A 26,055-nucleotide genomic window follows, 5' to 3' on the forward strand; every position below is an offset into this window, starting at 1 on the left:
GGCCCTGGGCAGGCGAGGCTCCGACAGGAGTGTCTGCCAGTCCCTCGTCAGGAAGCAGCCATGGCTCAGACCCTCCTCTCCGTGTCCGCCCTCCTGTTATCCGTCGCCCTGTTGATCTTCGGGCACGGGTTGCAGACGACACTTCTGCCGCTCGCCGCAGACCGCTTCTATTTCTCCGATTTCGAGATCGGCCTGGTCTCATCGGCCTATTTCTTCGGCATGGTGCTCGGCTGCCTTGGAGCGCCGCTGGTCATCATGCGCGCGGGCCATATTCGCGCCTTTGCCGCGCTGGTCTCGGTGATGTCGGCCGCCGCAATCCTGCATCCGGTGCTCATCGATCCTTATGCCTGGATGGTGATCCGCCTGGTGTCCGGCTTCTGTCTCGCCGGCTTTTACATGATCGTGGAAAGCTGGCTCAATGAAAGCGCCTCCAACGAGAACCGCGGCACAGTCATGTCGATCTACATCGTCATCCTGTTCGCGGCGCTGATGATGGGCCAGGTCTCGATCGCCGCGATGAACATCGCCGATTTCATTCCCTTCGCGATCGCCTCGGTCATGGTCAGCCTGGCGGTCATGCCGGTTTCCCTGACAACATCCACCCAACCCGCCCCGATCACACTGGTGCGCTTCCAGCCCGCGAAGCTTTACAAGAACTCGCCGGCGGCCTTCGTCGGCGTGCTTTTTGTCGGCGCTTCGCAAGGCGCGCTCCTCACCCTGTCGCCGCTTTACGGCTCACAGGTGGGCCTGTCGACAAAACAGGCAGCCTTCTATGCAGCCGCCATTGTCGGTGGCGGCCTGATCGCGCAATGGCCGGTGGGCCGGCTCTCCGACATGATCGACCGGCGCCTGGTAATCGCCGGCCTCGGCATCGCGACGGCCGCCGTTGCGGCAGTCATCGTGTCGGTCGATATCGAAGATGTTTCCCTGATCATGCTGAGCGCCTTCGTCATGGGCATGGCCGTTCAACCGCTTTACGCCATCACGGTCGCACACGCCTTCGACCACGCAGCCTCGGAGGATTTCGTTGCCACCTCCTCCGGCATGCTGCTGTCCTTCGGCATCGGCTCCATCGCCGGACCGCTCATTGCGTCGCTGATCATGAGCCAAACCGGCCCTTCGGGGCTCTACATCATGATCATCGGCGCCAATGTCGCGATGGTTGCCTTCATTCTCGCCCGTGTCCTTACCCGCCAGGCCCCGAGCGCCGCCGAAAAGACCGACTTCGAATATGCCTCCACCGCTCAGGTCGGCACCGTCATTTCCGCCGAGCCGCTCGATGCGGCGAGCGAGGAATATGTCATCCCGCCGGAAGAGTTTCCGGCCTATGAGGACGACATCTACAATTTCGAGGCCACCCACGAACCTCATGATGCAGACCCGAAAGACGCGTCCGCAGGAACGGATGCGGCGGACAGAAGCGCAGCAGACCTAACGGGTGAACAGACAGGCAGGGAGCCGGGTCCGAAGGCAGGTTGACGGTCCCCTGCGCCCTTTCGTCCCTCGACAGACAACGCCAATCGGCCTATAGCGGCAGCATGAAACAGGGCCTCACCAGATTGCAGCTGCTGCGTCAGGAACGCCACCCGCTGGTGGCCCTGGCAATGCTTGCCTTCGTGGTGCGTCTTGGCCTCCTTGTCCTGGCCGGTGCGCTGACACCGGACGCGAGTTTCGCCGCAGGCCTCTCCGGCCTCTGCGAACCATCGAAGCAGGCACAGCCACTTTCCGCGTCCCACGACCCGCTTTCCTGTCATTGCGGCCCGGTCTGCGCCCATGGTTGCGCGACGGCACCCTGCATGGCTTCGCACGCGGCCCTGGCGATCCAGCATCGCGACCATGCCAACTCCTTTGCCGCACCGGCCACATTCCAGTCGGCGCTGCCTCGGCCCGCACAAACGCGCGCCATCCGGGCACCGCCCGTTTCCTTGAACTGACAGCAGTCAATCACTCTCAGACTTCAAGGACATTCAAAATGAACCACTGGAAATCCGTTGCCGCCGCCGCGGCCCTCACCCTCGTCTCCCTGTCCGCCTTTGCTCACGATTACAAGGCAGGCGACCTGACGCTTAATCACCCGTGGACCCGCGCCACGCCGCCAAATGCAAAAGCTGGTGGTGGATTTGTCGAGATCGTCAATTCAGGAGCGGAAGCCGACCGGCTGATCGGTGTGAGCTCGGACGCAGCCGCCAAGGTCGAAATCCACGAAATGGCGGTCAATGACGGCGTCATGACCATGCGTCCGGTAGAAGACGGCGTCGATCTCCCGGCCGGAGAAACCGTTGCCCTCAAGCCGGGCGGATACCACATCATGTTCATGGGCATCAGCGAGCCTTTCCAGGAAGGTACGCGGGTTCCAGTGGTGCTGACCTTCGAGAAGGCCGGCGACGTCGCCGTCGAACTTGCCGTCGAAAAAATGGGCGCGAAGTCGCCGGACGGCGGCGACGCGGGTCACGGCGATATGGATCACAGCAAAATGGATCATGGCAGCATGGACCACGGCAACACCGACCAGAGCAAGAACTGATCGATCAAACATTTGACGCCCTTCGCGTTCGCCGGAATGCGGAGGGCTTCCTCAGGAGAACCTCCATGTCTGGTATCAAACTCTTCCGCTATGTGGCCTGGGCTGCGGTTGCAGTCCTTGCCGTCGCTTCCGGCGTTCTCGTCTACAAGCAGACTTTGGGCAACGACACGTCCGGCGCCCTGATCGAACCGCTGGCCGCCATCGGCGGACCGTTCGAACTGGTCGACGGTTCAGGTCAGACCGTCACGGAAAAAACCTTTGCCGGCAAGCCGACCCTGTTCTTCTTCGGCTTCACCTTCTGTCCGGATGTCTGCCCGACGACGCTTTCGGAACTGCAGGGCTGGATGTCTCAGCTCGGACCCGATGCGAACAAGCTGAACTACGCCTTCGTGACCGTCGATCCGGAACGCGATACGCCGGAGATCATGCGCGACTACGTCTGGGCCTTCGACAAGCGGGTCGTGCCGCTGAGCGGCTCTCAGGAACAGGTCGACGCCATGCTGAAGGCTTACCGGGTCTATGCCAAGAAAGTGCCTCTTGACGATGGCGACTATACGATGGACCATTCCGCGGCGATCTATCTGATGAATGCCGACAACAAATTCGTCGGTACAATCGCCTATCAGGAAGACGAGGAAACAGCGCTCGGCAAGCTGCGCCGCCTGATCGGCAACGCGCCCGCCTCCTCCTGAACGCTGTCTGGAGAGAACCGGAAACCATGGGCAGACCGCTCTATATAGGCCTCGGTGCCGGCGCGACGGGTCTCGTCGCGCTGTCAGCGCTGCTGTGGGTCTATGCGGGCGAGCGCGTCTATGTCGACCGGCTCATCTCCGCCATCGCCGGCTGCTTCTGATTTCCCTTCGATGTCCAAACAGCGTCTCGACCAGCATCTCGTCGACACGGGTCATTTCCCGAGCCGCGCCCGTGCCCGCGACGCCATCCTGCGCGGCACCGTCTCGGTGAATGGGGCGGTCTCGACTAAACCGTCCCAGAAGACCGATGCCGGCGCCAGGATCATTGTCGAGGACCCCGCCGCCGGCTATGTCAGCCGCGCCGCACTGAAGCTGATCGAAGGCCTGGACCGCTTCGAAATCGACCCGTCCGGCCGCATCTGCCTAGACATCGGCGCGTCCACCGGCGGCTTTACGCAGGTTCTGCTGGAACGGGGCGCGGACCTTGTGCACGCCATCGATGTCGGCCACGACCAACTGCACGAAAGCCTTCAGGGCCATTCGAAGGTCCGGGCGCAGGACGGTCTCAATGCCCGCGACCTCACACCGGACCACCTTTCCGGCGACCGGCCGTCACTGCTTGTCTCAGACGTCAGCTTCATCTCGCTCAAACTTGCACTCCCTCCGGCCCTCAGCCTGGCGGCTCCGGGCGCGGAAGGCGTCTTCCTGGTGAAGCCGCAATTCGAGGCGGGCCGGGAGCGGATCGGCAAGGGGGGACTGGTCGATCCGGAAGTCGCGGAAGAAACGGCAGAAGACCTCAAGGCCTGGCTCGGTACGGTCCCTGGCTGGCAGGCGGGCGACTTGATCCCCTCCCCGGTCAAGGGCGGCGACGGCAATGCGGAATGGCTGCTCTACGGGAAGAAGACCGGCTGACAGGCTGAAGCGTTCTTCCCCCTCCCTCATCCTGAGGAAGCGCGTGAGCGCTGTCTCGAAGGATGGGCCGCTTGTTCGGAACGTGCTGCCCATCCTTCGAGACAGGCCTGCGGCCTTCCTCAGGATGAGGTAGGAGGAGTTTGTTCCCTTTGTTCAGGACTTGCTCATTCCCCCGCTTGGCGCTATCGCTCGCCCATGAGCGAGAGAGAGATCAGGATCACCACGCTCGGTCACCGCGGCGACGGCGTTGCCGAGACGGAGACCGGGCCGGTTTACGTGGCCGGCGCCCTGCCCGGCGAGATTGTCCGGGCCAAGGTCGACAACGGCCGGGCGCAAGACCCAGTAATCGAAACGGCGTCGCCCGAGCGGATCGAGCCGGTCTGCCGGCACTATGACGCCTGCGGCGGCTGCTCCGTGCAGCACCTGGCCGAAGAGCCTTACCTTGCCTGGAAACGCGGCCTCGTCGAAAAGGCGCTCAGGGACCGGGGCATCCAGACCGAGATTGCGCCAACCGTTGCGGCGACCGCCGGCGGCCGCCGCCGGGCCGTGCTGACCGCGACCCGTGCCGGACGCCACACGCTGCTCGGCTATCACGAGAAGGCCAGCCACCGGCTGGTCGACATCCGCGAGTGCCCGGTTCTGGACCAGGTGATCGTCAAGGCATTGCCGGGCCTGAAGGCGCTCGCTGCCGAGGTGATGCCGAAAAAGGGCGATCTGCGCCTGACCGTGCTGGCAACCACCGCCGGTCTCGACATCGCCATCGACAATGCCGACAAGAACTACGACCGCAAGATCCCGGCCCTTTCCCAGAAAGTGGTCGAGCAGGATCTGGCCCGGCTGTCGGTCAATGGCGAGGTTATCCTGGAAGTGCGCCCGCCCCTGCTCGACATGGGCGGCGTCGGTATCGTTGCAGCACCCGGTGGCTTCACCCAGGCGACACTCGCGGCCGAAGATGCACTGGCAAGCCTCGTCCTGAAGGGCGTCGGCAAGGCCAAGACCGTTGCGGATCTCTTTTCCGGCGTTGGCACCTTTGCGCTGCGTCTCGGACGGCAGGCCAATGTGCATGCGGTGGAAGGCGATGCGGCGGCGCTTGCCGCCTTCGACAAGGCCCTGCGCAAGCCCCAGGGACTGAAGAAGGTCACTTTTGAACGGCGGGACCTTTCCCGCCGGCCGCTGGTGCGCGAGGAACTGGAGCCGTTCGAGGCCGTGGTCTTCGATCCGCCGCGGGCAGGCGCACAGGCCCAGGCCGAGCAACTGGCTGCTTCGAAGGTGAAGACGATCGTCGCCGTCTCCTGCAATCCGGCAACGCTTGCCCGGGATCTCAGAATCCTGATCGACGGCGGATATGTGCTGCAAAGCGTCACACCGGTGGACCAGTTCCACTATTCGCCCCATATTGAGGCAGTGGCGGTGCTGACGAGACCCTGACGGAGTGAATGCCATGAGCGCAGCGGATGAGGACTTCGGACCTTCAACGGGTTCCCGCTCCCTGTCGCCGCTTCTGAGCCTTGCCCGGCGCACCCGCTATGCGCTTTACCAGGGCAGCCGGGTCGCGCTCTATACGCTTCATTCCGAGGCCATGCGCCGGATGAACCGGGAGCTGAAGAAGGACCTGCCGGAAACGCCCGAAATCGTTCCGGAGGGGCCTGTCCCGAGCCAGCGGCGCATGCTGTCCGATATCGTCAAACTGTTTGCTGAAGACCTGAAGGCGGTCGAGGACGGGCTCTACCCGATGCCGTCCGACGGCACCATGAGCCCGCGTGAACTGATCGCCACCAGCCGCGCCTTCTTCAAGGACGTGCCGGCAGTCGCCCGCCGCCGGGCAACCGGTGCCCATCAGGAGGTCAACGGCGAGCCGGACGGTTTTGCAACCGCCCTGCCACGCTACTACCGGCAGAACTTCCATTTCCAGACCGACGGCTGGCTGTCGGAAGAAAGCGCCCGGCTCTACGATTTCCAGGTGGACGTGCTCTTTTCCGGCGCGACGGCCGCGATGCGCCGACGTGCCCTGGTGCCGTTTGCCCGCATCCTCCGGCAGAAGGACCAGCGCAAGCTCGCCTATCTCGACATTGCCTGCGGTACCGGCGGACTGCTGCGGCCCGCACTTTCCGCCTTTCCGCGTCTGACGGGAACCGGGATTGACTTGTCGGAGCCTTATCTCAATGTCGCCCGCGAGCGCCTGCCCTCCCGGCGTGCCCGCTTCGTCACGGCGATGGCCGAGAACCTTCCCTTTGCTGATGCCTCGCTCGACGTCGTCTCCTGCGTCTTCCTCTTCCACGAGCTGCCGCCGAAGGTGCGGCGCCAGGTGATTGCGGAGGTCGCACGGGTGCTGAAGCCAGGTGGATCATTCCTCTTCGTCGACAGCCTTCAGACCGGCGACGTGCCGGATTATGACGGTCTGCTGTCGGTCTTCCCGCAGCTTTTTCACGAACCCTATTTTACCTCTTATCTTGCTGAGGATCTGACCGGGCTCTGTGCCGGAAGCGGTCTCGAGGAGCGCTGGATGACACCGGCCTTCGTCTCGCGCGTCGCCGAGTTTATCAAAAGCGACTGATGTTCAGTATTACTGAAAATTTCCCCAATTTCTCTTGAGGCTGAAATCGAACGGGTCTATATCGGCCTCATGAGATTGGATCTATGGCTCTTGCAGACAGGGGAAAGCCGCAGCGCCTTCGCGCGCCGCGCCAACCTGTCGCCTGCCTCCGTCACCGCGCTTTGCAACGACCCCAATGTCTGGGTCTCGCGCGACATGGCCCGCAAGATCGCCATCGCCACCAATGGCGCCGTCACACCCAACGATTTTCTCGGACTGTCTACAACCAAGGAGCATCCCGTGTCCCAGGCCCGTGTCGCAGAAGCAATCCGCGCATTCGAACGCGGTGAAATGGTGGTCGTGACCGACGATGACGACCGTGAGAACGAAGGCGACCTGATCGTTGCCGCGTCCAAGGTCACGCCTGAACAGATGGCCTTCATGGTCCGTCACACCTCCGGCATCATCTGCGCGCCAATGACGGTTGCCAATGCAAGGCGCCTCAGGCTCGACCCGATGGTCGCCGAAAACGACGCGCCGCTCGCCACCGCCTTCACCATCTCCGTCGATTACCGCCAGGGCCTGACCACCGGCATCTCGGCCGAGGAACGCTGCTCCACCGTGCGGGCGCTGGCCAATTCCAATGTCGGCGCCGAGGACTTCGTCCGACCCGGCCACATCTTCCCGCTGGTCGCCAAGGAAGGCGGCGTGATGATCCGCTCCGGCCACACGGAAGCTGCCGTCGATCTCTGCCGGCTTGCGGGTTTGGAACAGGTCGGTGTCATCAGCGAGCTCGTCAATGACGACGGCACCGTCAAGCGCGGCAGCCAGGTGGCGGAATTCGCCGCCGAGTTCGACCTGAAGATGGTATCGGTCTCCGACCTCATCGCCTGGCGCCAGCGTACCGAGCGCATGGTCGAACGGGTCAACGAACAGCCGGTCGACACGGTCCACGGCCCCGCCTATGCCATGACCTACTCCACCCCCTATGACCCGATGCACCATCTGGCCATCGTCTATGGCGACATTCTCGATGGCCGCAGCGTGCCGGTGCGGCTGCAGCTTGAATCCGTGCTTGACGATGTCTTCGGCGGCACCCAGCCGCTCGACCAGATCATGAAGCATTTTGCCGAACGCGGCCGGGGCGTGATCGTCTATCTGCGCGAGGGCTCGGTTGGCGTCGCACGGCAATCCAAGCGGGCAAGATCCGACTTTGAAGCTGCAGATACCGAGGAGCACAGCTCCGCGCAAGCCAGACAGGAACAATGGCGGGAGGTTGGACTGGGCGCCCAGATCCTGAAGGACCTCGGCGTCAGCTCCATCCGCCTTCTGGCCTCTCGCGAACGGCATTACGTCGGGCTGGAAGGTTTCGACATCAAGATTGACGAGACGGAGATCCTCGACGCCTGAGGATCCCGAAAGGGGTGATCCTCATGGCGGCAAAGAAAGCTGCAGGCAAGAAAGAGGCAGTCGAAAAGCCGGTACCGGTGCCCTTCACCGTCGGCTTCAACCGCGGCCAGAGCGCGGGCATCGTGTATGGCAGCCTCGTTCTCGGCGTGCTCTTTGCCGCCATCGGTGTTGCCGGCGGCCTGCCGCTGCTGGCCTTCGCGGCTATCGCCCCGATCGCCATCGCCTATTGGCACTTTCCGATGGTCGAAAATGGAAAACCTCAACTCGGCGCTAATGAGGACGGGCTCTACGTCGAACGGATCGGCTTCATCGACTGGGCGGCCATTCGCATGACCGACGTCAAGCACAACAAGGTGCGCAACCGCGACCAGGTCAGGCTGGACGTTCTCCTCACCCGCCCGCTCAATGATGCTGTCGCCAAGGCGCAGACCTTCCCGGTCTGGAAAAAGTTCATGATGCGCAACTGGAAGCGCATACCACGTGAGCACGGGCGCGAACTGATCGCCATCAACCTGCACACGCTCGCGGCCGACCCGGACGAAATCCTCAGCCGCATCCGTTCCTTCAAGTTTGTCTGAATATCGTTCAATCGCGAATTTCCATCGTCAGCCCGACCAGGCAACGCGCGAGCCGGGACCGGGGAGCCGCATGCAGCTGTTTCGAACCGGTCCGTGTATAGACGCCGGCTCTCCGGTCCCCGATCTACGTTTCGCTCCGTCCGGGATGACGAAGGAGAGGCTTGATGCCGCCTCCCTACATCAGGTTAGCCTTGAAGAACTCGATCGTCCGGTCTTCTGCCAGCTTGGCGGCCGCCTCGTCATAGCGGGGCGTGGTGTCATTGTGGAAGCCGTGGTTGACGCCCGGATACATGTGCGCCTCGAAGGTCTTGCCATTCGCCTTGAGCGCTTCTTCGTAGGCCGGCCAACCGGCATTGATGCGCTCGTCGAGCTCGGCATATTGCAGCAGCAGGGGCGCCTGGATCTTGGAGACATCTTCCGCGCTCGGCTGACGGCCATAGAAGGGCACGCCTGCGGTGAGTTCCGGATAGGCGACCGCGATGGCGTTGACCACACCGCCGCCGTAGCAGAAACCGACGGCGCCGACCTTGCCCGTGCTGTCGTCATGATTGAGAAGAAATTCGAAGCCGGCGAAGAAGTCGTTCATCAGCTTGGTGCCGTCGACCGTCTGCTGCAGTTCGCGGCCCTTGTCGTCGGTGCCCGGATAGCCGCCGACCGACGTCAGGCCGTCCGGCGCCATCGCCATGAACCCGGCCTTGCCGAGCCGCCGGGCGACATCCTCGATATAGGGATTGAGGCCGCGGTTCTCGTGGATCACCAGAACGGCGGGGAGCTTGCCGGTGGCACCCGCCGGTTTCACCAGATAGGCGTTGACCTCACCATGCCCCTCCGGAGAGGGATAGGTGATGCGTTCGGTGACGATCTCCGGGTCGTCCGCTGCCACCTGCTGGGCCAACGCATAGTTCGGCGACAGTTGCTGCAGCAGCATCGCTGCGGTTACGCCGCCGACCGTAAATTTTGCGGCGCCGTTCAGAAACTCGCGTTTCGTGATCTTGCCGTGGGCGTAAAAATCATAAAGATCAAGCAGTTCCTGCGGGAAGTCCTTTGCCGTCATGCGGCGTACCGGCGTCATCTCATTCATCTCGTCACTCCCTGAAAACGCACGCGAACCATGCTGCCGATACAATTAGGACCATGTCGGCCGGGGTCCATGCCTCTTGGGCATGGGAAATTGTAACAAGATGTATTACCGGCCCGAGGCCGCTCAGCCGATCTGGCCGCGATGGCGCAGGAAATGATCGGCGAGCACACAGGCCATCATGGCCTCCCCCACAGGGACGGCACGGATGCCGACGCAGGGATCATGACGGCCCTTGGTCATCACGTTGACCTCTTCGCCCTGGCGGGTGATCGACTTGCGCTCCGTCAGGATCGACGACGTCGGCTTGACCGCGAAGCGCACCACCAGCGGATCGCCGTTGGATATGCCGCCGAGAACCCCGCCCGCGTTGTTGCTGAGGAACATCGGCCGTCCGACATCGTCCATGCGGATCTCGTCGGCATTGTCCTCGCCGGTGAGGCTCGCCGCATCGAAGCCGTTGCCGACTTCAACGCCCTTGACCGCGTTGATCGACATCATCGCTGCGGCCAGATCGGTGTCCAGCTTGCCGTAGATCGGCGCGCCCCAGCCTGCGGGAACACCTTCGGCGACCACCTCGATGACCGCGCCGACGGAAGATCCCGCCTTGCGGATACCATCGAGAAAATCCGCCCAGAAGGCCGCGGCATCCGCGTCCGGCGAGAAGAAGGCGTTGTTGTCGACTTCGTTCCAGTTCCAGTTGCCGCGATCGATCTTGTGCGGGCCGACCTGAACCAGGGCGCCGCGGATGGTGACGCCCTGCAGGACCTTGCGCGCGACGGCCCCGGCGGCAACGCGCATGGCTGTTTCGCGTGCCGACGAGCGTCCGCCGCCACGATAGTCGCGGATGCCGTATTTGGCGTCATAGGTGAAATCCGCATGGCCGGGGCGGAACCGGTCCTTGATCTCCGAATAATCCTTCGAGCGCTGGTCGGTGTTCTCGACAAAGAGCGAAATCGGCGTTCCGGTGGTCTTCTGGATGCCGTCGTCATCCACCATCACGCCGGAGAGGATCTTCACCTCATCGGGCTCGCGCCGCTGGGTGGTGAAGCGGGATTGGCCCGGCTTGCGCTTGTCCATGAAACCCTGGATGTCGGCTTCGGTCAGCGGAATAAGTGGCGGGCAACCATCGACAACACAGCCGATGGCCGGTCCGTGGCTTTCGCCCCATGTGGTGACCCGGAACAAATGACCGAAACTGTTGTGCGACATGAAGGGCTTCCAAAACTTGCAAATGGTAGGTCAGGCGCCGAGCGATACGCCATCGCGCCTGCAAGCTCAAGCCCGGAGCAGGGCTCCCGGCAAAATTGGCAAGGCAGTGCGGTCCTGAGCCTTGTCAGAATTCAGAAGAAGAGAAATCTGAAAAGACAAGCTTCACTCAGGTGTTACCGCTGACCACCATTTTCCGGAATCACAACAATACCGGGATGTTTCTGCAGCTCTTCATCTCGGAATTTGCCAATCCTTAAGGCTCTGAGGTTATTAAGAGTCCTGGACGGAAATTCACCAAGAGGCTCGATGTTGCGGATCCGGGGCTGGCTGACTGGACTGATCGTGTTCCTGCTGGCACCGAGCCTGCTGTTCGCTTCGCTCTGGTTCTACAACAAGTTCGAGAAGGTCGGCGCAATCGATCGCAGCGTTGCCGGACTGTTTCTGATCGAATCTCTCGGCCCCCTGATGCAGGAAAAGGCCCTGACGGGGCGGATCGACAAGCCCACAGACAAGCTCAGGAAACAACTCGCCGCATTTGGCGGCAAGGACCGGTCGGCAGATCTTGTCGAAACCCTGGACGATTTCCTGAGGGAACCGAATGTTCCGCTGGCGCTGCGCCGGGCCCGCGCGCTCTCGGCGTCGATCTCGCAACTCGCGAAATTGAACGCTTCGTCCTCCTATGAGACCTCGAAACTGCCGCATCTGATCTACGATACGCTTCCGTCCGTCATCATTGAATCCGCCATCATGGTGAACAATGCCGCCAGTCTCACGACCCGTGCGGAAATCAATGTCTGGGACAAGATGCTCATTCCGGTTCAGGGCGGTCAGTTCAAGATTGCCGCCGACGGCGCGGCCCGGGAGACAGCCGAATATTTCAACGATCTGACGGGCCCCGGAGCGACCCGGCTGCGCAGCCAGGCGCAGCAGTTCCGGACCGCCAACATCGCCTATCAATCTCACGCCGCGAAGCTGCTGTCGTCCACGATCACCGCCTCCTCCGGGTCGGACATCATCGCCGGTCCCGTGATCACGTATCAGCCGGAACTCGTCAGCGCCTCCTTCCTGCTGTGGCAATCGGCCCTGGATTATCTCTTCGAAAACCTGCAGGAACAGCGAACCGCGACGTTGTTTGCCGTTGCCCTCGCCGGAATTGTCGGTGGACTGGTGATCATTGCCGCCTTCGCGATCGCGGTCGCGCTGACACGGGCGCTCGCGGACCGGACCCAGCAGGAGTTCGAGGAACTCGGCTTTCATGATCCTCTGACAGGCCTGCCAAACCGGCGCGCCCTTCTCAAAACAATCCGCTCGCTTCCCGAGACGGAACCGGGATTGCTGACCGGGATGATGCTGATCGATCTACGACAGTTCAAGAAGATCAACGACCGTTTCGGCGACCATACGGGTGACACCCTGCTGCGGGAAGTCGCCGAACAGCTTTCCCAGACTGCGGAGGCCGGGGATTTTCTGTGCCGGACCGGAGGTACGGAATTCGCCCTGTTGCGGCCGCGCCTAACAGGCATCACCCGGTTCGAACAACTGGCGCAGAAGATCTTGCAGGACATCTGCAAGGACCGGAGCATCAATGAGCACAGAACCTCGATCGACGCCAATGCCGGCCTGTTCATCAGTCAGCCGAAGGTCAGGCTGACCGATCAGATCCTTACCGACGCCGCCCTTGCACTACGCTCTGCGAAACAGAAGGGACCGCGCAAACTCGAGCGGTTCACGCCGGAAATGCGGACAGTTTTCGAGGCGAATGACGAGACTGCCAAGGAGCTGCAACGCGCCCTGAAAGAAGGCAGCATCACCGCCTGGTACCAGCCGCAGGTGAATATCCATACAGGCGAAGTGGTAGGGGCGGAGGCGCTAGTGCGCTGGATCGACGATCAGGGAGTCCGCTTGCCCGGCACCTTCCTGCCGGCGGCAATCGAGGCCGGCTACATGGAGCAGATCGAAGCGGTTGTTCGGGAAAAAGCGCTTGCCTTAGCAGCCGGCCTCAATGGCGCAGCCCGGCCGGCGATCCATCTCGGACTGAACGTGACGGCCAGCCTCCTGACCAGCGCAAAGGCGGTGGATGCGCTGCACCAGCAGGTACTGGAAGTCGGCCTCAAACCGTCGAATGTCAGCCTGGAAATCCTCGAAGCCGTCATGATCGACGAAGCGATATCAGCGCCAATCAAAGAAAACATCGCCCGCCTGTCGGATCTCGGATTCTTCATCGAGCTTGACGATTTCGGCACCGGCCATTCCAGCATCTCAAGCCTCCGCGACCTGAAGGTCGACCGGGTCAAGATCGACCGGAGCTTCATCTCGCGCGTCGATACCAATCCGGGCCTGCAGAAATTCACCAGCGCGCTCATCAATCTGGCCAAGAGCCTCGACATCAGTGTCCTTGCGGAGGGCGTAGAGACCGAAGGTGAGCGGGACTGGCTGAAACGCAACGGATGCGACGTGATCCAGGGGTTCCTGATTTCCAGGGCCGTGCCGGAAGACGAACTGGCAGCCCTGATCCTGAAACAGAACTATGTCCAGCCAAGAGCGCTTCAGGACCGGGCCGTCCGCAGTCTGGGCTGAAACAGTCCGCTCACAGAACTGCCGAACGATCCCGCATGACGGCTTCCCGGGACTTGAGTTCGGCTGCGGCCATGGAGAGACCTCCATCGGCCCCGTCGACAAAGTGGATGTGGCGGCTGTTGGCAATATCCTCGACGAAGCAGGTCATCAGGGCTGATGCGGAGACATGTACCCCATAAGCCACCTCCCCGGCTTCATAGGCCGCCACCAGATAGTCCTCGACGGCCGCAAGCTGCTGCGGCGTCAGATCGAGCACGAGCTGCATGCTGTCCCCGACCTTGCGGTGGTCGGTGTTGAGGCTCAGTTCCTTGAAATATTTCTTCGGATCGAACGGGCCTATTCGCCAGCCGCTGTAGTAGCTGATCACGAAGAACACGGATTCCGCGAGGCTTTGCAGCCAGCCGCGCAGCCGCTTGCCTGCAAAACCCAGGTCGACTTCGTAACGCAAGCCACTTGGCGGGAACCGGAACCTCAGGCGGCTCTTGTCCGCCAGGCGGGTCGCGGCCTCATCGGTCAGCGGGTTGAAACCAAGCTTCGCCGCCATGTCCCGCATCAGATCCTGCATGGGCTTCTGACCGGTTGGTTTGAGGATCAGGGAGACGATATGGCCGTTGCGCGCGGGCAGCGGCTCCCAGCGGCAGGACAGGCCATCCAGCGGCGGCAGTGCTGATCGTTCGCTGACGATCGCAAAAGAACGCACGGCTTCCGGGTCCTTCAATATCCTGTCGGCGAGCGCGAGCCCGTTGCCCAGGATCATCGCCAGGTGATTGCCGGGGCTGAGACGGTATTTGCGCAGTCGGACGTCGCCGCCAATATCACGCAGGTGCCGGACGGGAATGGCCGCGGCCCTCAGCTCCAGTTCCATAACCTGGCGCGCGAGATCGACCACGCCGGCCAGCGCATCGCGGGCCGCATCGACGTCGTGTTCGGGAACCACCAGCATGGCTCCATCACCGCCAAAGACGAAGGGAACGCGGTCGCGGCCAATCCTGTTGAGGACGGCGGCTATCACCGCCGCGCCCACCATGTTGACTTCCTTGTAGCGGCCGGAGGCAATTGCATCGCTCGAACGGACGATGTCGGCGGCAAGGACGTACCAGTCGTCCGGCACGGGACGATAGTCCTCGAGCGCCGTCACGGCGCTGAAGTCTGAAAAGCTCGGCAGCTCGCGATAGAAATCGTCTTCTGACAATGCCGCATCCCGGATCTGTCGACGGCTCTGCCGTCTGTGTCGCTGCGTCTACGTTACGCCAGCTTGGCCCGATCACCCAGCACAGCACAAGTTCCCGCGAGCAAATGTGAAGGAAGCCGGACCTTCTGAGCAGCCCTCCCCCGAAGGTTCCCATCCTGGCGGCCGGCAGCGATGTTCGTAGATGAAGCAGTCAGACGACTTCGAAACCACCGTCGCGCCACACGAAGACCTTGTCCTGCGGCACGTCCTGCTTCGGCACGATGGTCTTGTCGAGGCCTTCCAGAAGGCCGCGCATGACCCGGTAGACGCCGCCGTGGGAGACGACGACCGAAGGCCGGTCGACGGTTCTGAGCCAGACACCGATCCGTTCCGCCAGCATCTCGTAGCTCTCGCCGCCGGGCGGAACGAAGCCCCATTTGTCGGCACGGCGCTGCAGGATCAGATCCTGTTCCTCGTCCGCCAGCTCCTCCAGCGTGAAGCCTTCCCAGGAACCGAAGGTGATTTCCTTGAGCTGGTCTTCGAGGCGGTAAGTCTTCGGGTCCAGTCCCATCGCCTCGCGCAGGCGTTCCATGGTGGAACGGGTCCGGCCGAGCGGCGACGACACGAAGTCCAGCGTCTGCGCATCAATGCCTTCACGCGCCAGGAATGCCCGCAGCATCTCGCCATTCCGGCTTGCCTGGGTTTTACCGGTCGCATTCAGCGGGATGTCCCGCTGTCCCTGCATCCGCCCCTCATGGTTCCAGTCGGTCTCGCCATGGCGGACGAAGATCAGGAGTTCAGGATCGTGCAGTTTCGGCAGGTTATCGGATCTTGGCGCGGTCAATACGGTCGTCATGTCGGTTTCCGGACGGAAGCGTTTCCGGTTTCAGTAAAACCCAAGGGTCTTAAAAGAAAATGGCCGGTACATGACCGGCCATCGGATCGGGTCAGTCCTTGACGACCGAGATGTCCGGCGCATCGACCGCCTTCATGCCGACGATGTTGTAGCCGCAATCGACATGCTGGATCTCGCCGGTGATGCCGCGACCGAGATCGGAGAGCAGGAACAGGGCGCTGTCACCGACTTCCTCGATGGTGACCGTACGGCGCAGCGGTGAATTGTATTCGTTCCACTTCAGGATATAACGGAAGTCGCCGATGCCGGAGGCGGCCAGCGTCTTGATCGGGCCGGCGGAAATGGCGTTGACGCGGATGTTCTGGGGACCGAGATCCATCGCCAGATACTTGACGCTGGTCTCAAGCGCTGCCTTGGCAACACCCATGACGTTATAGTGCGGCATGACCTTCTCTGCGCCGTAATAGGTCAGCGTCAGGATGGAACCGCCGTCGCTCATCAGCTTTTCGGCGCGCTGGGTAACAGCCACCAGCGAATAGCAGGAGATGTCCAGCGTCCGGCCGAAATTGTCGGAGGACGTATCGACGAAACGGCCGGTCAATTCAGCCTTGTCGGAGAAGGCAACGGCATGGACGAGGAAGTCGATCTTGCCCCACCTGTCTTCCATTGCCTTGAAGACGGCGTCGATGGAAGCCGGGTCGGTGACGTCGCAATGACCGGCGACAAAGGCGCCCAGCTGATCGGCAAGCGGTTCGACGCGCTTCTTCAGCGCATCGCCCTGATAGGTGAGCGCCAGTTCGGCTCCCGCGTCGGCCAGTGCTTTGGCAATACCCCAGGCAATCGATTTATTGTTTGCCACGCCCATGATCAGGCCACGTTTGCCGTTCATCAGTCCGCGCGTTTCCGCCATCGTCATCTCCGGTAAGGATTCCAGTACCACCCCAGCGGGCTGGCTTCCTATGGCACAAGGGGTTTGTTCCTTCAAGAGACCGGACGCGCGAATCAAGCGTCGACGTCGGCGCGATCAGCCACTATGTTGGCGCGCGATTTTTACTGTCAAACTTCACGAGGACCCCGCTCATGGAGCGCTCTCCCCATGCCGCACGCTTCGCCGAGATGATCGGCGCGGCCAATGTTCTGACCGACCCTGGCGACCAGGCGCCCTATCTGACGGAATGGCGCGACCTCTACCAGGGTGTCACGCCCATGGTGCTGCGTCCTGGCAGCACCGCGGAAGTCAGCGCGGTGATGGCCTATGCTTATCAGAACGATCTCAAGATCGTTCCGCAGGGCGGCAACACGGGACTGGTCGGCGGCCAGATTCCGCAGGAATCCGGGGATGAAATCGTCCTGTCGCTGTCCCGCCTCAACAAGGTCCGCGCGGTCGATCCGGCGGGCTTCACACTGATTGCCGAGGCAGGCGTGGTGCTGGAAACGCTGCAGAACGAGGCGGAGAAGGTCGACCGGCTGTTCCCGCTTGCGCTCGGCGCGCAGGGCTCCTGCCAGATCGGCGGCAACATCTCCACCAACGCAGGCGGTACCGCCGTACTTGCCTATGGCAACACCCGCGACCTCGTCCTCGGGCTGGAGGTGGTGCTGCCGACCGGCGAGATCTGGAATGGCCTCAGAACCCTTCGCAAGGACAATACCGGTTATGATTTGAAACAATTATTTATCGGCGGAGAAGGCACACTCGGCATCATTACCGCTGCGGCACTCAAGCTTTTCCCCAGGCCGAAGAAACTGGAGGCCGCCTTTGTCGGCCTGCCCGATCCGCACGCGGCGCTGAAACTGTTCACGCTCGCCAAGGCCGAGGCCGGCCCGGTGCTGACGGGCTTCGAGATCATGCCGCGCGTCGGCGTCGAGTTCTGCCTGAAACATCTGGAAGGCGCCCGCGATCCGCTGGAAGGCGAGCATGCCTGGTATGTGCTGATGGAACTCTCCAGCGGCTCCGACGCCTTCCCGGTGCGCGATCTCCTTGAAAGCATCCTCGGCAGCGCCTTCGAGGAAGGCCTGGTCGAAGACGCCGCCTTCGCACAGAACCTCACGCAGGTGCAGGACTTCTGGCACATCCGGCACGGCATGTCGGAAGTTCAGAAACCCGAAGGCGGCTCCATCAAGCACGACGTTTCCGTGCCGGTTGCCTCCATCCCCGCCTTCCTCGACGAGGCAATGGCTGCGGTGGAAGGGTTCGTGCCGGGCTGCCGCCCCGTGCCCTTCGGCCATATCGGCGACGGCAACATTCACTTCAATGTCAGCCAGCCGGTCGGTGCAGACAAGGAAGAGTACCTGGCCAAGTGGGACGAGATGAATGCCATCGTCCACGGCATCGTCGCCAGCTACGGCGGCAGCATTTCCGCCGAGCACGGTATCGGCCGCCTCAAGCGGGATCTCCTGAGCGATGTGAAATCCGGCATCGAGATGGACCTGATGCGCCGGATCAAGTCGGCTTTCGATCCGAAGGGACTGCTTAATCCGGGACGCATCCTGGAAGACCTCTGACGGCGGATGCCGGTCTGCATGAACCGACGGCCGCCGGCTAACCACCGGCGGCCGTTTCGTTTGCATAAGCGTCTTTATCATGCCCGCAGCCCTGAGCGGGACACGCGGCGAGCAGCCATCGCCAGCAGAGCTTCGGTCATCGGGCAAGACCTGCCAGGTCTTCACCCGGTTTTACTGATCAGGTCTTGAATACGTCTGACCTCATCCGGGTACCATTCTGGTCTGCAGAGCCGCAATTTCCGCAGCCAGTACCCATGACCAAATCAAGTGTCAATTTCGACAGGTGGACGCAAAATTCGGCACCCTGGGGATAAGGTTAACGGGTGCTCCGAAATGAGACCTGGGAGTGAGGTTCAACCCACTCTGGCCAGCGCCTTGAATCGACAGCCGTTTACGGAAACGGCATCCGGTCGAATTTCTTGATCGCACGGTCAAATTTGCAATTTCCGCCTGGAAATTTTCCCCAGCTTCCACCTCAAGGGACTCTCTCTTTGCCGGCTTAAAATTCACTTTCCGGCGCAAGAAGACTTTTTCCTGGAGTTTTGCCCGCACGAGGCCTTGCCAAAACTGCCGAGATTATTTCCGTTCTGACGAAGAACACCTCGTTCAATTTCACTAATTTTGAACAGGTCTTTTGAAAACCCTCACAAAAGTTCCCGAAAAGTTAAATTTTTCCTAAAACTGTTTGCATGCCCACAGGCAGAGTTGAAACAGAAGTGGAGGAACAACTCGATCGGGACTTACGGCATGTCCTGACCCGGACGGAAGTCAAGATTCGCTATGTAAAATTTACATGCGCAGCATCCGTCATCTACAAAAATCACAATACGAAACGTCTATGACCTCATAAAAATAAGCTATTTGAAAACATGGTAAGTAAAAGGTTAATGATGTTTCATAGGCGTTAACAAGCCGACCGGTTGAAGGGTCCGAATGGCCCCCAAGACCTAACAAAACAAACGGGCAGCGAGGCGGAACGTCGTTGCTCATAGACAGTGCACGGGGGGGAGCGGTTCCAAACGATCCCTCCAATGGAGGCCACAATGCAGGTTCAGAGCTTGGCAAGTTCGGATCAATGGGATCGTGTGAAAAACGAACTGAGAAACGAACTCGGTGACGATGTATTTTCCAATTGGTTCGGCAGGGTAAACCACGAAGAAACCACGGGCGATTCTGTACGTCTGTCCGTGCCGACCCGTTTCCTGAAAAACTGGATTCAGAGCAACTACGAGAAGCAGCTCGTCGGTCTCTGGAAACGCGAACAGGACGATATCACCCGCATCGAACTGACCGTTCGCGGCGCATTGCGGCCCCGTCAGATCAGCACCGGTCACGCTCCCAAGGCGATCACCGCCCGCCGGATCAGCGGCCGTCCCGGCCCCTTCTCCAGCATGCCCCAGTTCGGCTCTGCCGCCGGCATGTCCGTCATCCCCTGCCTTGCCGACACCGGCGAGGAAGCGGCCGCGGACTTCCTGAACGGCGCCTCGCTCAACCCGAAGCTCACCTTCGATTCCTTCGCGGAAGGAGCTTCGAACAGCCTCGCCTGTGCTGCCGTGCGCCAGATGGCCGTCGGCCATGAAGGCACGCTGGACATGCTCTATATCCATTCGTCCACCGGCATCGGCAAGACCCATCTCTTGCAGGCTGCGGCGGCCGAAGCCCGCAAGACCGGACGGCAGGTTGCTTACCTTTCCGCCGAATTCTTCATGTACCATCTGGTACCTGCACTTCGCACACCGGCCTTCCCGGTGCTGCGTCAGGCCATGCGCTCCATCGACCTGCTGCTCGTCGACGACTTGCAGTTCCTGCATGGCAAACAGGCGGCCGACGAATTCAGCAAGACACTTGAATTGCTGATGGAAGCCCCGACACAGATCATCATGGCCGCGGACCGGGCCCCGGAAGACCTCGACACGCTGGGCGATGCCCTGCGTCACCGGATCCAGAAGGGCGAAGTCGTCGGCATCCAGGCGACCGACTATGCCCTGCGCCATGACATCCTGCGCAAGCGAATTGCCGCTGCGCGCAGGACCCACCCGGGCTTCTCCGTACCGGAGGACGTTGCGGACTACATCGCCCGCTACGTGATCGCATCGGCCCGCGACCTGGAAGGCGCGCTGAACCGCCTGTTCGCCCACAACCAGCTGACCAAACAGCCGGTTACGATGGATCTTGCGGAAAAAACCCTGCATGACCTCGTCCGCATCGGCGAACCGCGCTCCATCAAGGTGGAGGAAATCCAGCAGGTGGTGTGCAAGCACTTCAGCGTCACCAAGGCGGATCTTCTTTCCTCCTGCCGTGCCCGCACCCTGGTCCGCCCGCGTCAGATCGCGATGTATATCGCCAAGGTCATCACCGGACGGTCCCTGCCGGAAATCGGCCGCCGCTTCGGCAACCGCGACCACACCACGGTGCTGCATGCCGTGCGCAAGATCGAAGACATGGTCAAGAAGGACAAGGTTCTCGCCCAGGAAGTCGAACTCCTGAAGCGGCTGATCCACGCCTGATATCCCGGCCGAACCGACCATTGGCTTCCGGGGGAAACCCCTCCCCCGGCAGACTGCGGCATCGGGTTCGCCCGGCGCCGCGATTGCCTGGCCCCCTACCTGGCAATCACCTCCCGCGTCTGGCAAGACGCGGAAATCTCACGGCGGCAATATCCGCCGGTTGTTTCATCTTAACCTCCCTCTCCTTGAAGCCGCGCCTGCGGCTTTCTTTTTGCGCCGTTGACAGCGGCCTTGCGGCTTCCTATCTGTGACGCTGGTTTTGAGGGAGCCGGCCGCCCGCAGGCAAACGCCATGGTGAATTCCCTCCACGCAAGATCTCTTGCAGCTAGGATCGACCTTCACGAGACAGTGCAGGCTGATGGCAATGCGGGCCCCATGACAGGCGACAGCCTGAACCGCCTGCCTTTCTTGGAAAGGTAATGCCATGACGCTTCCCAGCGTTGCCCAGATGAAAGCCCAGGCCAAACGCCTGCGCACCGCCCTGGCTGCCAAGGGACAGGAACTGTCCCACAGTCAGGCGCTCGAGCTCCTGTCCGCCCAATACGGTTTCAAGGACTGGAACACCGCGTCCGCCACTGCCGCACGCCCCAACCAGATGGCCTTTGCCGTCGGTGACCGGGTGGCCGGAACCTACATGAAACAGCCCTTCCAGGGTGAAATCCTGTCACTGACCCGGGTCGGTCAGTCCGGACAATACCGGGTGATCGTCAAATTCGACACGCCGGTGGACGTGGTGACCTTCGACAGTTTCTCGGCCTTTCGCAGCCGGGTGACCGTCCTGATCCAGGCCGATGGAACCGCCGTGAAACGCACGTCGAACGGCGAGCCTTACCTCCGGATGCAGCGTTCGGACTAGGTCGCAGCGTTTCACTTGCTGGAATCCCGCGCGTGCCGTGGCATACTCGTTGAGTGAGCTTGCCACGGCACAAGCCCGCGTCACCGTCGACCTTCCCAGGAAGGTCCGGTTCGCGGGACGGGGGAACCAGACATGATCCAGCGCCGGACGATCGCCGCTTCTGTCTTACGAGGATTATCCCTCCTGGGCCTTGCCTTCTGCCTTCTTGCCGTGCTGACGGTCGGGAGCGCACGCGCCTCCGTCATGCCCGGTGGCAACAACGGCTGGCTCGTGGTCGCCAGCCGCTCCGATGCCAACACCGCCATTTCCCTTGCCGGCGGTTATGCCAACCGCTTTCCGCAGGCCACGGTCTTTCAATCCAACAACGGCTGGTTCGCGGTCACGCTCGGCTGGATGAACCAGTCTGCCGGCAACGCCTACAAGAACCGCCTGATCGCTTCAGGTGCCATTCCGGGCGACAGCTATTTTCACAATGGCGAGCGCTTTCAATACGCGGTCTGGTCGGCGACCGGGCTGACCGGCGGCCCCTCCCAGGCACTTTTCACGGCAACGGCCATCCGCGATGCCGGCGGCGGCGACCGTCCGTCCGGGCCCTCTTCCAACCAGGCCTATGTCACCGGGCTCAATCCGAGCGGCGACAATTTCCTTTCCCTGCGCACCGGCCCGGGCAGCCGCTACCAGGAAATTGCGCGCCTGCGCGAAAATACGCCTTTGACGATCCTTGGCCGCAATGGCTCCTGGCTGAACGTTGCCCTCACCGACGGCCGCAGCGGTTGGGCCTACAGCAAATACGTCGCCTCGGGACCGGTCTATCCGAGGCCGGTGTCTCCTCCCGCAGTCTCGCCTCCAACCGTCTCGCCACCGGCTGTCGCCAGCCGTGCGATCTCGCCGCCGCGCCCGGGTGTTGTCGGCGACCTCAGCGCCAGCGGCGACACGTTCCTGTCGCTCCGAACCGGTGCCGGCAGCGAAAACCCGGAAATCGCACGACTGCTGGAAGGAACCGAAGTCAGAATGCTGACCCAGCAGGGAGCCTGGATAGAGGTCGAGCTTAGCAACGGCATGCGCGGTTGGGCCCATGGCCGCTACCTGGCCGCTCCAGCGCCCAAGGCTGACCAACAGACTGCCGAGGTGCCGATTGTCGGCCCCTCTCCTGGCGAGGCAACGAACCCGCAGCCCGGAAATATCACACCGGAGACCAGCCCGAACCTGCCGGATCTTTCGACCCTGCCGCCCGGCAAGCGGGTGGCACTCGTCATGGGCAACTCGGCCTACGAATACGCTCCGCTTCTGCCCAACCCGAAAAACGACGCGGCCCGGCTGATGGAAACACTGCAGCGGCTCGGCTTCACCGTCATTCTCGGGCTCGATCAGGGCAAGACAGCCATGGAAGGGTCCATCCGATCCTTCGTGCGCGCCATGAGTGATGCCGATGTGGCGCTCTTTTTCTACGCTGGTCACGCCATGCAGATGGACGGCCGGAACTTCCTCATTCCCATCGACGCCAAACTGGAAGACGCGACCGCTGTCGATTTCGAGACCATCGAGCTCGGCACCATCCTCACCTACATGAATGCGCCAGGACGCCTTTCGATCGCACTGCTGGATGCCTGCCGCGACAATCCGCTTTCCCGCAAGTTCCGCTCGCTCGGAGCCAGCCGCAGTTCATCGGTCGGGCGCGGACTGGCCGCTCCTGAAGCGGGCGGTGGCAACATCATGATCGGATTTGCCACAGCTCCCGGCGATGTCGCGCTGGACGGCGATGGCGACAACAGCCCCTTCACCACGGCGCTCTTGAAACACATGGAAACGCCGGGGCTGGAAATCGAGATCATGATGAAACGGATCAAGGCCGACGTCTACGCCGCCACCCAGGGTTCGCAATCCCCGTGGCACAATTCGGCGCTCAGGAAGGAATTCTATTTCGTTCAGTAGCGAGTTAAAGTCACTCTTTGGTGCCCTGGTCCGACATATGTTGTGGAGAGGTGCAGAACGCATTCCAGGGCAAGTACTTCGCTCTCGGCAAACTTGTGCGTCACCCCGGGCGAGCAAAGCGAGACCCGGGGCCTACTCATTTCCAGAGTGTCGAATTTTCCGGCCAGGCTGCGAAACCCATCAGACACTTTGGCAAGTTGCCCCGCGAGTGGGCCCCGGCTCTCCGCTTCGCTTCGGCCGGGGTGACATGTCGGAAGATGTCACAGGCCGCAGGAATCACCGCAGCCGTGCAATCACCAGATGGCCTGGGACAGGCACGCCATCTTCCAGGCGGACTGTGATCGGGTCCATTGCGCGGATGTCGAAGCCCGCAGCATCGAGCGAAGAGCGGATATAGCCTTCGCCCTGCGCATAGCGGCTTTTCGGTCCGACCATGAAGGACCGGCCCAGAAGCACCTCTTCCGGCAAGGTCTCCGTGGAGAAGGCGAGATAGCCGCCAGCTTCAAGCCTGTCGGCGGCGCCGGCAAGGAACGGCTCCACCGCCCCGAGATAGGGAAAGACGTCGGTTGCGGCGATCATGTCCCAGGTGGGACGGGTTTCATCGTCGTCCTCGAAGTCCTCCAGGAAGGCGACTGCCTCGCCGACATAGAGATCGTCATAGACCTCCCGGTCATAGGCGAGCTCGACGATGCGCTCGGAGAGGTCGACCCCTGTTCGATGAGTGGTGCAGTCGGCGAGCGCCATGCCGGTAAGGCCTGTCCCGCAGCCAAGATCAAGCATGCGCTCGAACGGGCCGATTTCCAGTTTCGCCACCAGGTCGCGCACCAGAAGCGGCACGCAATAGCCGAGTTCGTCGACGAGAATATCGTCGAAGACATCCGCGTGCTGATCGAAGAGGGTCGCGATATAGGCATCCGGCATCTTCTGAGGCGCCGCTTCCGCACCGATGGCGGCCAGACGGATGCTGACGCCGCCGGGATCGTCCGGATCGAGCGCAAGCGCTTCTCTGAATGCGGCTTCGGCGCCCTTCAGGTCGCCGGACTTCTGCAGCGCCAGGCCACGATTGTAGGCTTCCGCCAGTTCCTCGTTTTCCGGGGCCTCGTCTTCAAGCGCCTCGTCTTCGCCGTCCAGGTTTTCGTCTTCATCGTCGAAGTCGTCGGCGGTGCTAAAATTGTCGTTGCTCATGGATCTGTCCTCGGCCAGCGGAACTGCCCTACAGCGAAGCCGGGACAAATGCACGGCATTTCTAGCCTGCCTTGTCAGCCCGGATGCTCAGAAGAGGTCCAGCTGGCTGTCGTCCGTCCCTTCCTTCGCCGCTGCCGATGCCTTTGCCGGCTTCTTCAGGGCAACTTCCATCTCCTCCGGCGCGATCTCGCGCTGGACCTCCGGATCGTCGTTGGCAACCTTGTTCACGCGCGGCGAGACTGGCGAGGCGATCAGGAAATCGTCCTCGACGGGCTGCAGCAGTTTCTCCGCCTCGCGCCGGTCGACATTGGCGACATCAAGCCAGGTGCCGAAATTTTCCGGCTTCAGGATGACAGGCATGCGGTGGTGGATCTGGGACATCATGCGGTTGGACTGGATCGTCAGGATCGCCCCGGTGTCCATATCGCCGCCATCCGGGTCAGACCAGGTGTCCCAAAGCCCGGCGAAGCCCATGATGTCGCCTTCTGCCGGGCGAATCCAAAAAGCCTGCTTGCCTTCCGGTGTCCGCCGCCACTCGTAGAACCCCGAGGCCGGGACCAGACAGCGATGGTGGCGCATGGGATTGCGGAAGGACGGTTTCTGTGAAGCGGTTTCCGCCCTGGCATTGATCAGCAGCGTGAAGTCGGCCGGATCCTTGACCCAGGACGGGATCAGTCCCCAGCGGACCAGATGAAACCGCCGTGTGCCATCCAGGGTCTGGCGGACGATCGCGAGCGGCTGGGTCGGCGCGATGTTGTAGCGCGGCGGAAAATTCGGCCGGTCGACGTAATCGAAAAAGCTCCGCACGGCGTCCGGCGGTGTTGTCAGGGCCAGGCGGCCGCACATCGCATTCACTCCCTGGCTTTTCGCATGCGGCCGGAAGCCGTTTCCGGACGCGACAGCCTTCCGACAAGTTAGGCAATTGGAAATAAAAAAGAAGTACCGTAAGGCCTAAGCGAATAACAGGGGGACATTATGGAATGTTTGCAGCCAGTGCTGGGCGCCGGGGATCTGGCAGCCGAAAGGCTGGTGCAGGCAAACATCAATCCCCAGACTGGCCTCGCCACGGACTATCTCAATCATTTCAACGAAGTGATGATGCTTCTCGAAATGCTTCCCGACATGCCGGACTGTGCCGAGGACGTGCTTGAGTGGGAGCCGCTCGACTACGAGGGGCATTTCGAGAATTCCACCTTCAAGGACAAGAACCTCGCCATCCAGGCCTACCATGCCGCGCCGAATTACCTGCGTGAGCACCTGGAAAAGCAGGTCTTCCGCATCAACACGCTCGTGGGCAACATCCAGGACCAGCTGCGTCAAACGCCTGATCCCGCACTCGTGGCAGCGGAAATCGCCGATAGAGCCACGATCGAAATCAAGCCCTTGATCGCCATTGCCGGAGCCGTCATCCACGGTCATGTGGAACCGGAGGCAACCCAGCACGAAGGCGATGGCGCCCAGGCGGAAATCGACGCCCTGTTCGCCTGAGGCAAGGCGGCCTATTCTCGCCTCCAGGAATCGTTTCCTACT

23 protein-coding genes are annotated in these 26,055 nt (G+C 61.8%); 16 read left to right on the plus strand and 7 right to left on the minus strand.

The annotated features are described in order from the left end of the window. Window positions 1–60: 60 nt before the first annotated feature. The 10 genes from ACX3M4_RS10495 to ACX3M4_RS10540 all read left to right on the plus strand — a co-directional run bounded on the left by ACX3M4_RS10495 (window position 61) and on the right by ACX3M4_RS10540 (window position 8,649). Window positions 61–1,479 (plus strand): MFS transporter, encoded by a 1,419-nt coding sequence (locus ACX3M4_RS10495; RefSeq protein WP_459358527.1) that lies wholly within the window; start codon window positions 61–63, stop codon window positions 1,477–1,479. 59 nt (window positions 1,480–1,538) lie between these two features. Beyond that, window positions 1,539–1,934 carry a hypothetical protein gene (locus ACX3M4_RS10500; protein ID WP_459358528.1) on the plus strand — a complete coding sequence of 132 codons (396 nt, stop codon included), beginning with the start codon at window positions 1,539–1,541 and terminating at the stop codon, window positions 1,932–1,934. Between the two features lie 38 nt (window positions 1,935–1,972). Further along, window positions 1,973–2,524, plus strand: coding sequence for a copper chaperone PCu(A)C (locus ACX3M4_RS10505; RefSeq protein WP_459358529.1), 552 nt, complete (start codon window positions 1,973–1,975; stop codon window positions 2,522–2,524). A 65-nt stretch (window positions 2,525–2,589) separates the two neighbouring features. Then, complete coding sequence (locus ACX3M4_RS10510) at window positions 2,590–3,216, plus strand: SCO family protein (RefSeq protein WP_459358530.1); 627 nt, start codon at window positions 2,590–2,592, stop codon at window positions 3,214–3,216. 26 nt (window positions 3,217–3,242) lie between these two features. Then, on the plus strand, window positions 3,243–3,377 hold the full coding sequence (locus ACX3M4_RS10515; protein ID WP_459358531.1) for a hypothetical protein: 135 nt from the start codon (window positions 3,243–3,245) through the stop codon (window positions 3,375–3,377). A 10-nt stretch (window positions 3,378–3,387) separates the two neighbouring features. Continuing rightward, entirely contained in the window at window positions 3,388–4,128 is a 741-nt protein-coding gene (locus ACX3M4_RS10520; RefSeq protein WP_459358532.1) for a TlyA family RNA methyltransferase, read from the plus strand. 195 nt (window positions 4,129–4,323) lie between these two features. Continuing rightward, window positions 4,324–5,556, plus strand: coding sequence for a class I SAM-dependent RNA methyltransferase (locus ACX3M4_RS10525; protein ID WP_459358533.1), 1,233 nt, complete (start codon window positions 4,324–4,326; stop codon window positions 5,554–5,556). 13 nt (window positions 5,557–5,569) lie between these two features. After that, window positions 5,570–6,682 carry a class I SAM-dependent methyltransferase gene (locus tag ACX3M4_RS10530; protein WP_459358534.1) on the plus strand — a complete coding sequence of 371 codons (1,113 nt, stop codon included), beginning with the start codon at window positions 5,570–5,572 and terminating at the stop codon, window positions 6,680–6,682. A 69-nt stretch (window positions 6,683–6,751) separates the two neighbouring features. After that, the gene (ribB, locus tag ACX3M4_RS10535; RefSeq protein ID WP_459358535.1) at window positions 6,752–8,071 is read left to right on the plus strand and encodes a 3,4-dihydroxy-2-butanone-4-phosphate synthase; all 1,320 of its coding nucleotides are present in this window, start codon (window positions 6,752–6,754) and stop codon (window positions 8,069–8,071) included. Between the two features lie 23 nt (window positions 8,072–8,094). Beyond that, window positions 8,095–8,649, plus strand: coding sequence for a hypothetical protein (locus ACX3M4_RS10540; protein WP_459358536.1), 555 nt, complete (start codon window positions 8,095–8,097; stop codon window positions 8,647–8,649). A gap of 175 nt (window positions 8,650–8,824) precedes the next feature. On the opposite strand, the gene yghX is transcribed toward ACX3M4_RS10540, so the two are convergent. Both yghX and aroC read right to left on the minus strand, forming a co-directional pair. Next, window positions 8,825–9,730, minus strand: a complete 906-nt coding sequence (yghX, locus tag ACX3M4_RS10545; RefSeq protein WP_459358537.1) for a YghX family hydrolase — start codon at window positions 9,728–9,730, stop codon at window positions 8,825–8,827. Between the two features lie 123 nt (window positions 9,731–9,853). Beyond that, window positions 9,854–10,939: a chorismate synthase gene (aroC, locus tag ACX3M4_RS10550; RefSeq protein ID WP_459358538.1), complete on the minus strand. Its 1,086-nt coding sequence runs from the start codon at window positions 10,937–10,939 to the stop codon at window positions 9,854–9,856. A gap of 306 nt (window positions 10,940–11,245) precedes the next feature. Between aroC and ACX3M4_RS10555 the strand changes: the two genes are divergently transcribed. Further along, window positions 11,246–13,516 carry a putative bifunctional diguanylate cyclase/phosphodiesterase gene (locus ACX3M4_RS10555; RefSeq protein WP_459358539.1) on the plus strand — a complete coding sequence of 757 codons (2,271 nt, stop codon included), beginning with the start codon at window positions 11,246–11,248 and terminating at the stop codon, window positions 13,514–13,516. Window positions 13,517–13,526: 10 nt separating this feature from the next. On the opposite strand, the gene ACX3M4_RS10560 is transcribed toward ACX3M4_RS10555, so the two are convergent. The 3 genes from ACX3M4_RS10560 to fabI form a co-directional block, all read right to left on the minus strand. Continuing rightward, entirely contained in the window at window positions 13,527–14,708 is a 1,182-nt protein-coding gene (locus ACX3M4_RS10560) for a DUF3095 domain-containing protein (RefSeq protein WP_459358540.1), read from the minus strand. 190 nt (window positions 14,709–14,898) lie between these two features. Beyond that, window positions 14,899–15,543 carry a histidine phosphatase family protein gene (locus ACX3M4_RS10565; RefSeq protein WP_459358541.1) on the minus strand — a complete coding sequence of 215 codons (645 nt, stop codon included), beginning with the start codon at window positions 15,541–15,543 and terminating at the stop codon, window positions 14,899–14,901. 91 nt (window positions 15,544–15,634) lie between these two features. Then, window positions 15,635–16,453: an enoyl-ACP reductase FabI gene (fabI, locus tag ACX3M4_RS10570; RefSeq protein ID WP_459358542.1), complete on the minus strand. Its 819-nt coding sequence runs from the start codon at window positions 16,451–16,453 to the stop codon at window positions 15,635–15,637. Between the two features lie 170 nt (window positions 16,454–16,623). Here fabI and ACX3M4_RS10575 point away from each other — a divergent pair, with 170 nt between their 5' ends. From ACX3M4_RS10575 to ACX3M4_RS10590, 4 genes are all read left to right on the plus strand, one after another. Continuing rightward, window positions 16,624–18,045, plus strand: coding sequence for an FAD-binding oxidoreductase (locus ACX3M4_RS10575; protein WP_459358543.1), 1,422 nt, complete (start codon window positions 16,624–16,626; stop codon window positions 18,043–18,045). A 1,043-nt stretch (window positions 18,046–19,088) separates the two neighbouring features. Further along, window positions 19,089–20,552 carry a chromosomal replication initiator protein DnaA gene (gene dnaA / locus ACX3M4_RS10580; RefSeq protein WP_459358544.1) on the plus strand — a complete coding sequence of 488 codons (1,464 nt, stop codon included), beginning with the start codon at window positions 19,089–19,091 and terminating at the stop codon, window positions 20,550–20,552. 424 nt (window positions 20,553–20,976) lie between these two features. Beyond that, window positions 20,977–21,408, plus strand: coding sequence for a glyoxalase superfamily protein (locus tag ACX3M4_RS10585; protein WP_459358545.1), 432 nt, complete (start codon window positions 20,977–20,979; stop codon window positions 21,406–21,408). Between the two features lie 132 nt (window positions 21,409–21,540). Continuing rightward, complete coding sequence (locus ACX3M4_RS10590) at window positions 21,541–23,340, plus strand: caspase family protein (RefSeq protein ID WP_459358546.1); 1,800 nt, start codon at window positions 21,541–21,543, stop codon at window positions 23,338–23,340. A 276-nt stretch (window positions 23,341–23,616) separates the two neighbouring features. Here the strand turns inward: ACX3M4_RS10590 and ACX3M4_RS10595 are convergent, their stop codons facing one another. Next, window positions 23,617–24,525 (minus strand): methyltransferase, encoded by a 909-nt coding sequence (locus ACX3M4_RS10595; protein WP_459358547.1) that lies wholly within the window; start codon window positions 24,523–24,525, stop codon window positions 23,617–23,619. A gap of 87 nt (window positions 24,526–24,612) precedes the next feature. Then, window positions 24,613–25,371: an SOS response-associated peptidase gene (locus ACX3M4_RS10600; protein ID WP_459358548.1), complete on the minus strand. Its 759-nt coding sequence runs from the start codon at window positions 25,369–25,371 to the stop codon at window positions 24,613–24,615. A gap of 129 nt (window positions 25,372–25,500) precedes the next feature. Between ACX3M4_RS10600 and ACX3M4_RS10605 the strand changes: the two genes are divergently transcribed. Next, window positions 25,501–26,013, plus strand: a complete 513-nt coding sequence (locus tag ACX3M4_RS10605; RefSeq protein WP_459358549.1) for a hypothetical protein — start codon at window positions 25,501–25,503, stop codon at window positions 26,011–26,013. The last annotated feature ends 42 nt before the right edge of the window (window positions 26,014–26,055 follow it).

Source organism: Roseibium sp. M-1 (assembly GCF_054515675.1).

Coding starts and splice junctions, on each gene's coding strand:
- ACX3M4_RS10495 (WP_459358527.1), top strand. CDS start 61: ATGGCTCAGACCCTCCTCTCCGTGTCCGCCCTCCTGTTATCCGTCGCC.
- ACX3M4_RS10500 (WP_459358528.1), top strand. CDS start 1,539: ATGAAACAGGGCCTCACCAGATTGCAGCTGCTGCGTCAGGAACGCCAC.
- ACX3M4_RS10505 (WP_459358529.1), top strand. CDS start 1,973: ATGAACCACTGGAAATCCGTTGCCGCCGCCGCGGCCCTCACCCTCGTC.
- ACX3M4_RS10510 (WP_459358530.1), top strand. CDS start 2,590: ATGTCTGGTATCAAACTCTTCCGCTATGTGGCCTGGGCTGCGGTTGCA.
- ACX3M4_RS10515 (WP_459358531.1), top strand. CDS start 3,243: ATGGGCAGACCGCTCTATATAGGCCTCGGTGCCGGCGCGACGGGTCTC.
- ACX3M4_RS10520 (WP_459358532.1), top strand. CDS start 3,388: ATGTCCAAACAGCGTCTCGACCAGCATCTCGTCGACACGGGTCATTTC.
- ACX3M4_RS10525 (WP_459358533.1), top strand. CDS start 4,324: ATGAGCGAGAGAGAGATCAGGATCACCACGCTCGGTCACCGCGGCGAC.
- ACX3M4_RS10530 (WP_459358534.1), top strand. CDS start 5,570: ATGAGCGCAGCGGATGAGGACTTCGGACCTTCAACGGGTTCCCGCTCC.
- ribB (WP_459358535.1), top strand. CDS start 6,752: ATGAGATTGGATCTATGGCTCTTGCAGACAGGGGAAAGCCGCAGCGCC.
- ACX3M4_RS10540 (WP_459358536.1), top strand. CDS start 8,095: ATGGCGGCAAAGAAAGCTGCAGGCAAGAAAGAGGCAGTCGAAAAGCCG.
- yghX (WP_459358537.1), bottom strand. CDS start 9,730: ATGAATGAGATGACGCCGGTACGCCGCATGACGGCAAAGGACTTCCCG.
- aroC (WP_459358538.1), bottom strand. CDS start 10,939: ATGTCGCACAACAGTTTCGGTCATTTGTTCCGGGTCACCACATGGGGC.
- ACX3M4_RS10555 (WP_459358539.1), top strand. CDS start 11,246: ATGTTGCGGATCCGGGGCTGGCTGACTGGACTGATCGTGTTCCTGCTG.
- ACX3M4_RS10565 (WP_459358541.1), bottom strand. CDS start 15,543: ATGACGACCGTATTGACCGCGCCAAGATCCGATAACCTGCCGAAACTG.
- fabI (WP_459358542.1), bottom strand. CDS start 16,453: ATGGCGGAAACGCGCGGACTGATGAACGGCAAACGTGGCCTGATCATG.
- ACX3M4_RS10575 (WP_459358543.1), top strand. CDS start 16,624: ATGGAGCGCTCTCCCCATGCCGCACGCTTCGCCGAGATGATCGGCGCG.
- dnaA (WP_459358544.1), top strand. CDS start 19,089: ATGCAGGTTCAGAGCTTGGCAAGTTCGGATCAATGGGATCGTGTGAAA.
- ACX3M4_RS10585 (WP_459358545.1), top strand. CDS start 20,977: ATGACGCTTCCCAGCGTTGCCCAGATGAAAGCCCAGGCCAAACGCCTG.
- ACX3M4_RS10590 (WP_459358546.1), top strand. CDS start 21,541: ATGATCCAGCGCCGGACGATCGCCGCTTCTGTCTTACGAGGATTATCC.
- ACX3M4_RS10595 (WP_459358547.1), bottom strand. CDS start 24,525: ATGAGCAACGACAATTTTAGCACCGCCGACGACTTCGACGATGAAGAC.
- ACX3M4_RS10600 (WP_459358548.1), bottom strand. CDS start 25,371: ATGTGCGGCCGCCTGGCCCTGACAACACCGCCGGACGCCGTGCGGAGC.
- ACX3M4_RS10605 (WP_459358549.1), top strand. CDS start 25,501: ATGGAATGTTTGCAGCCAGTGCTGGGCGCCGGGGATCTGGCAGCCGAA.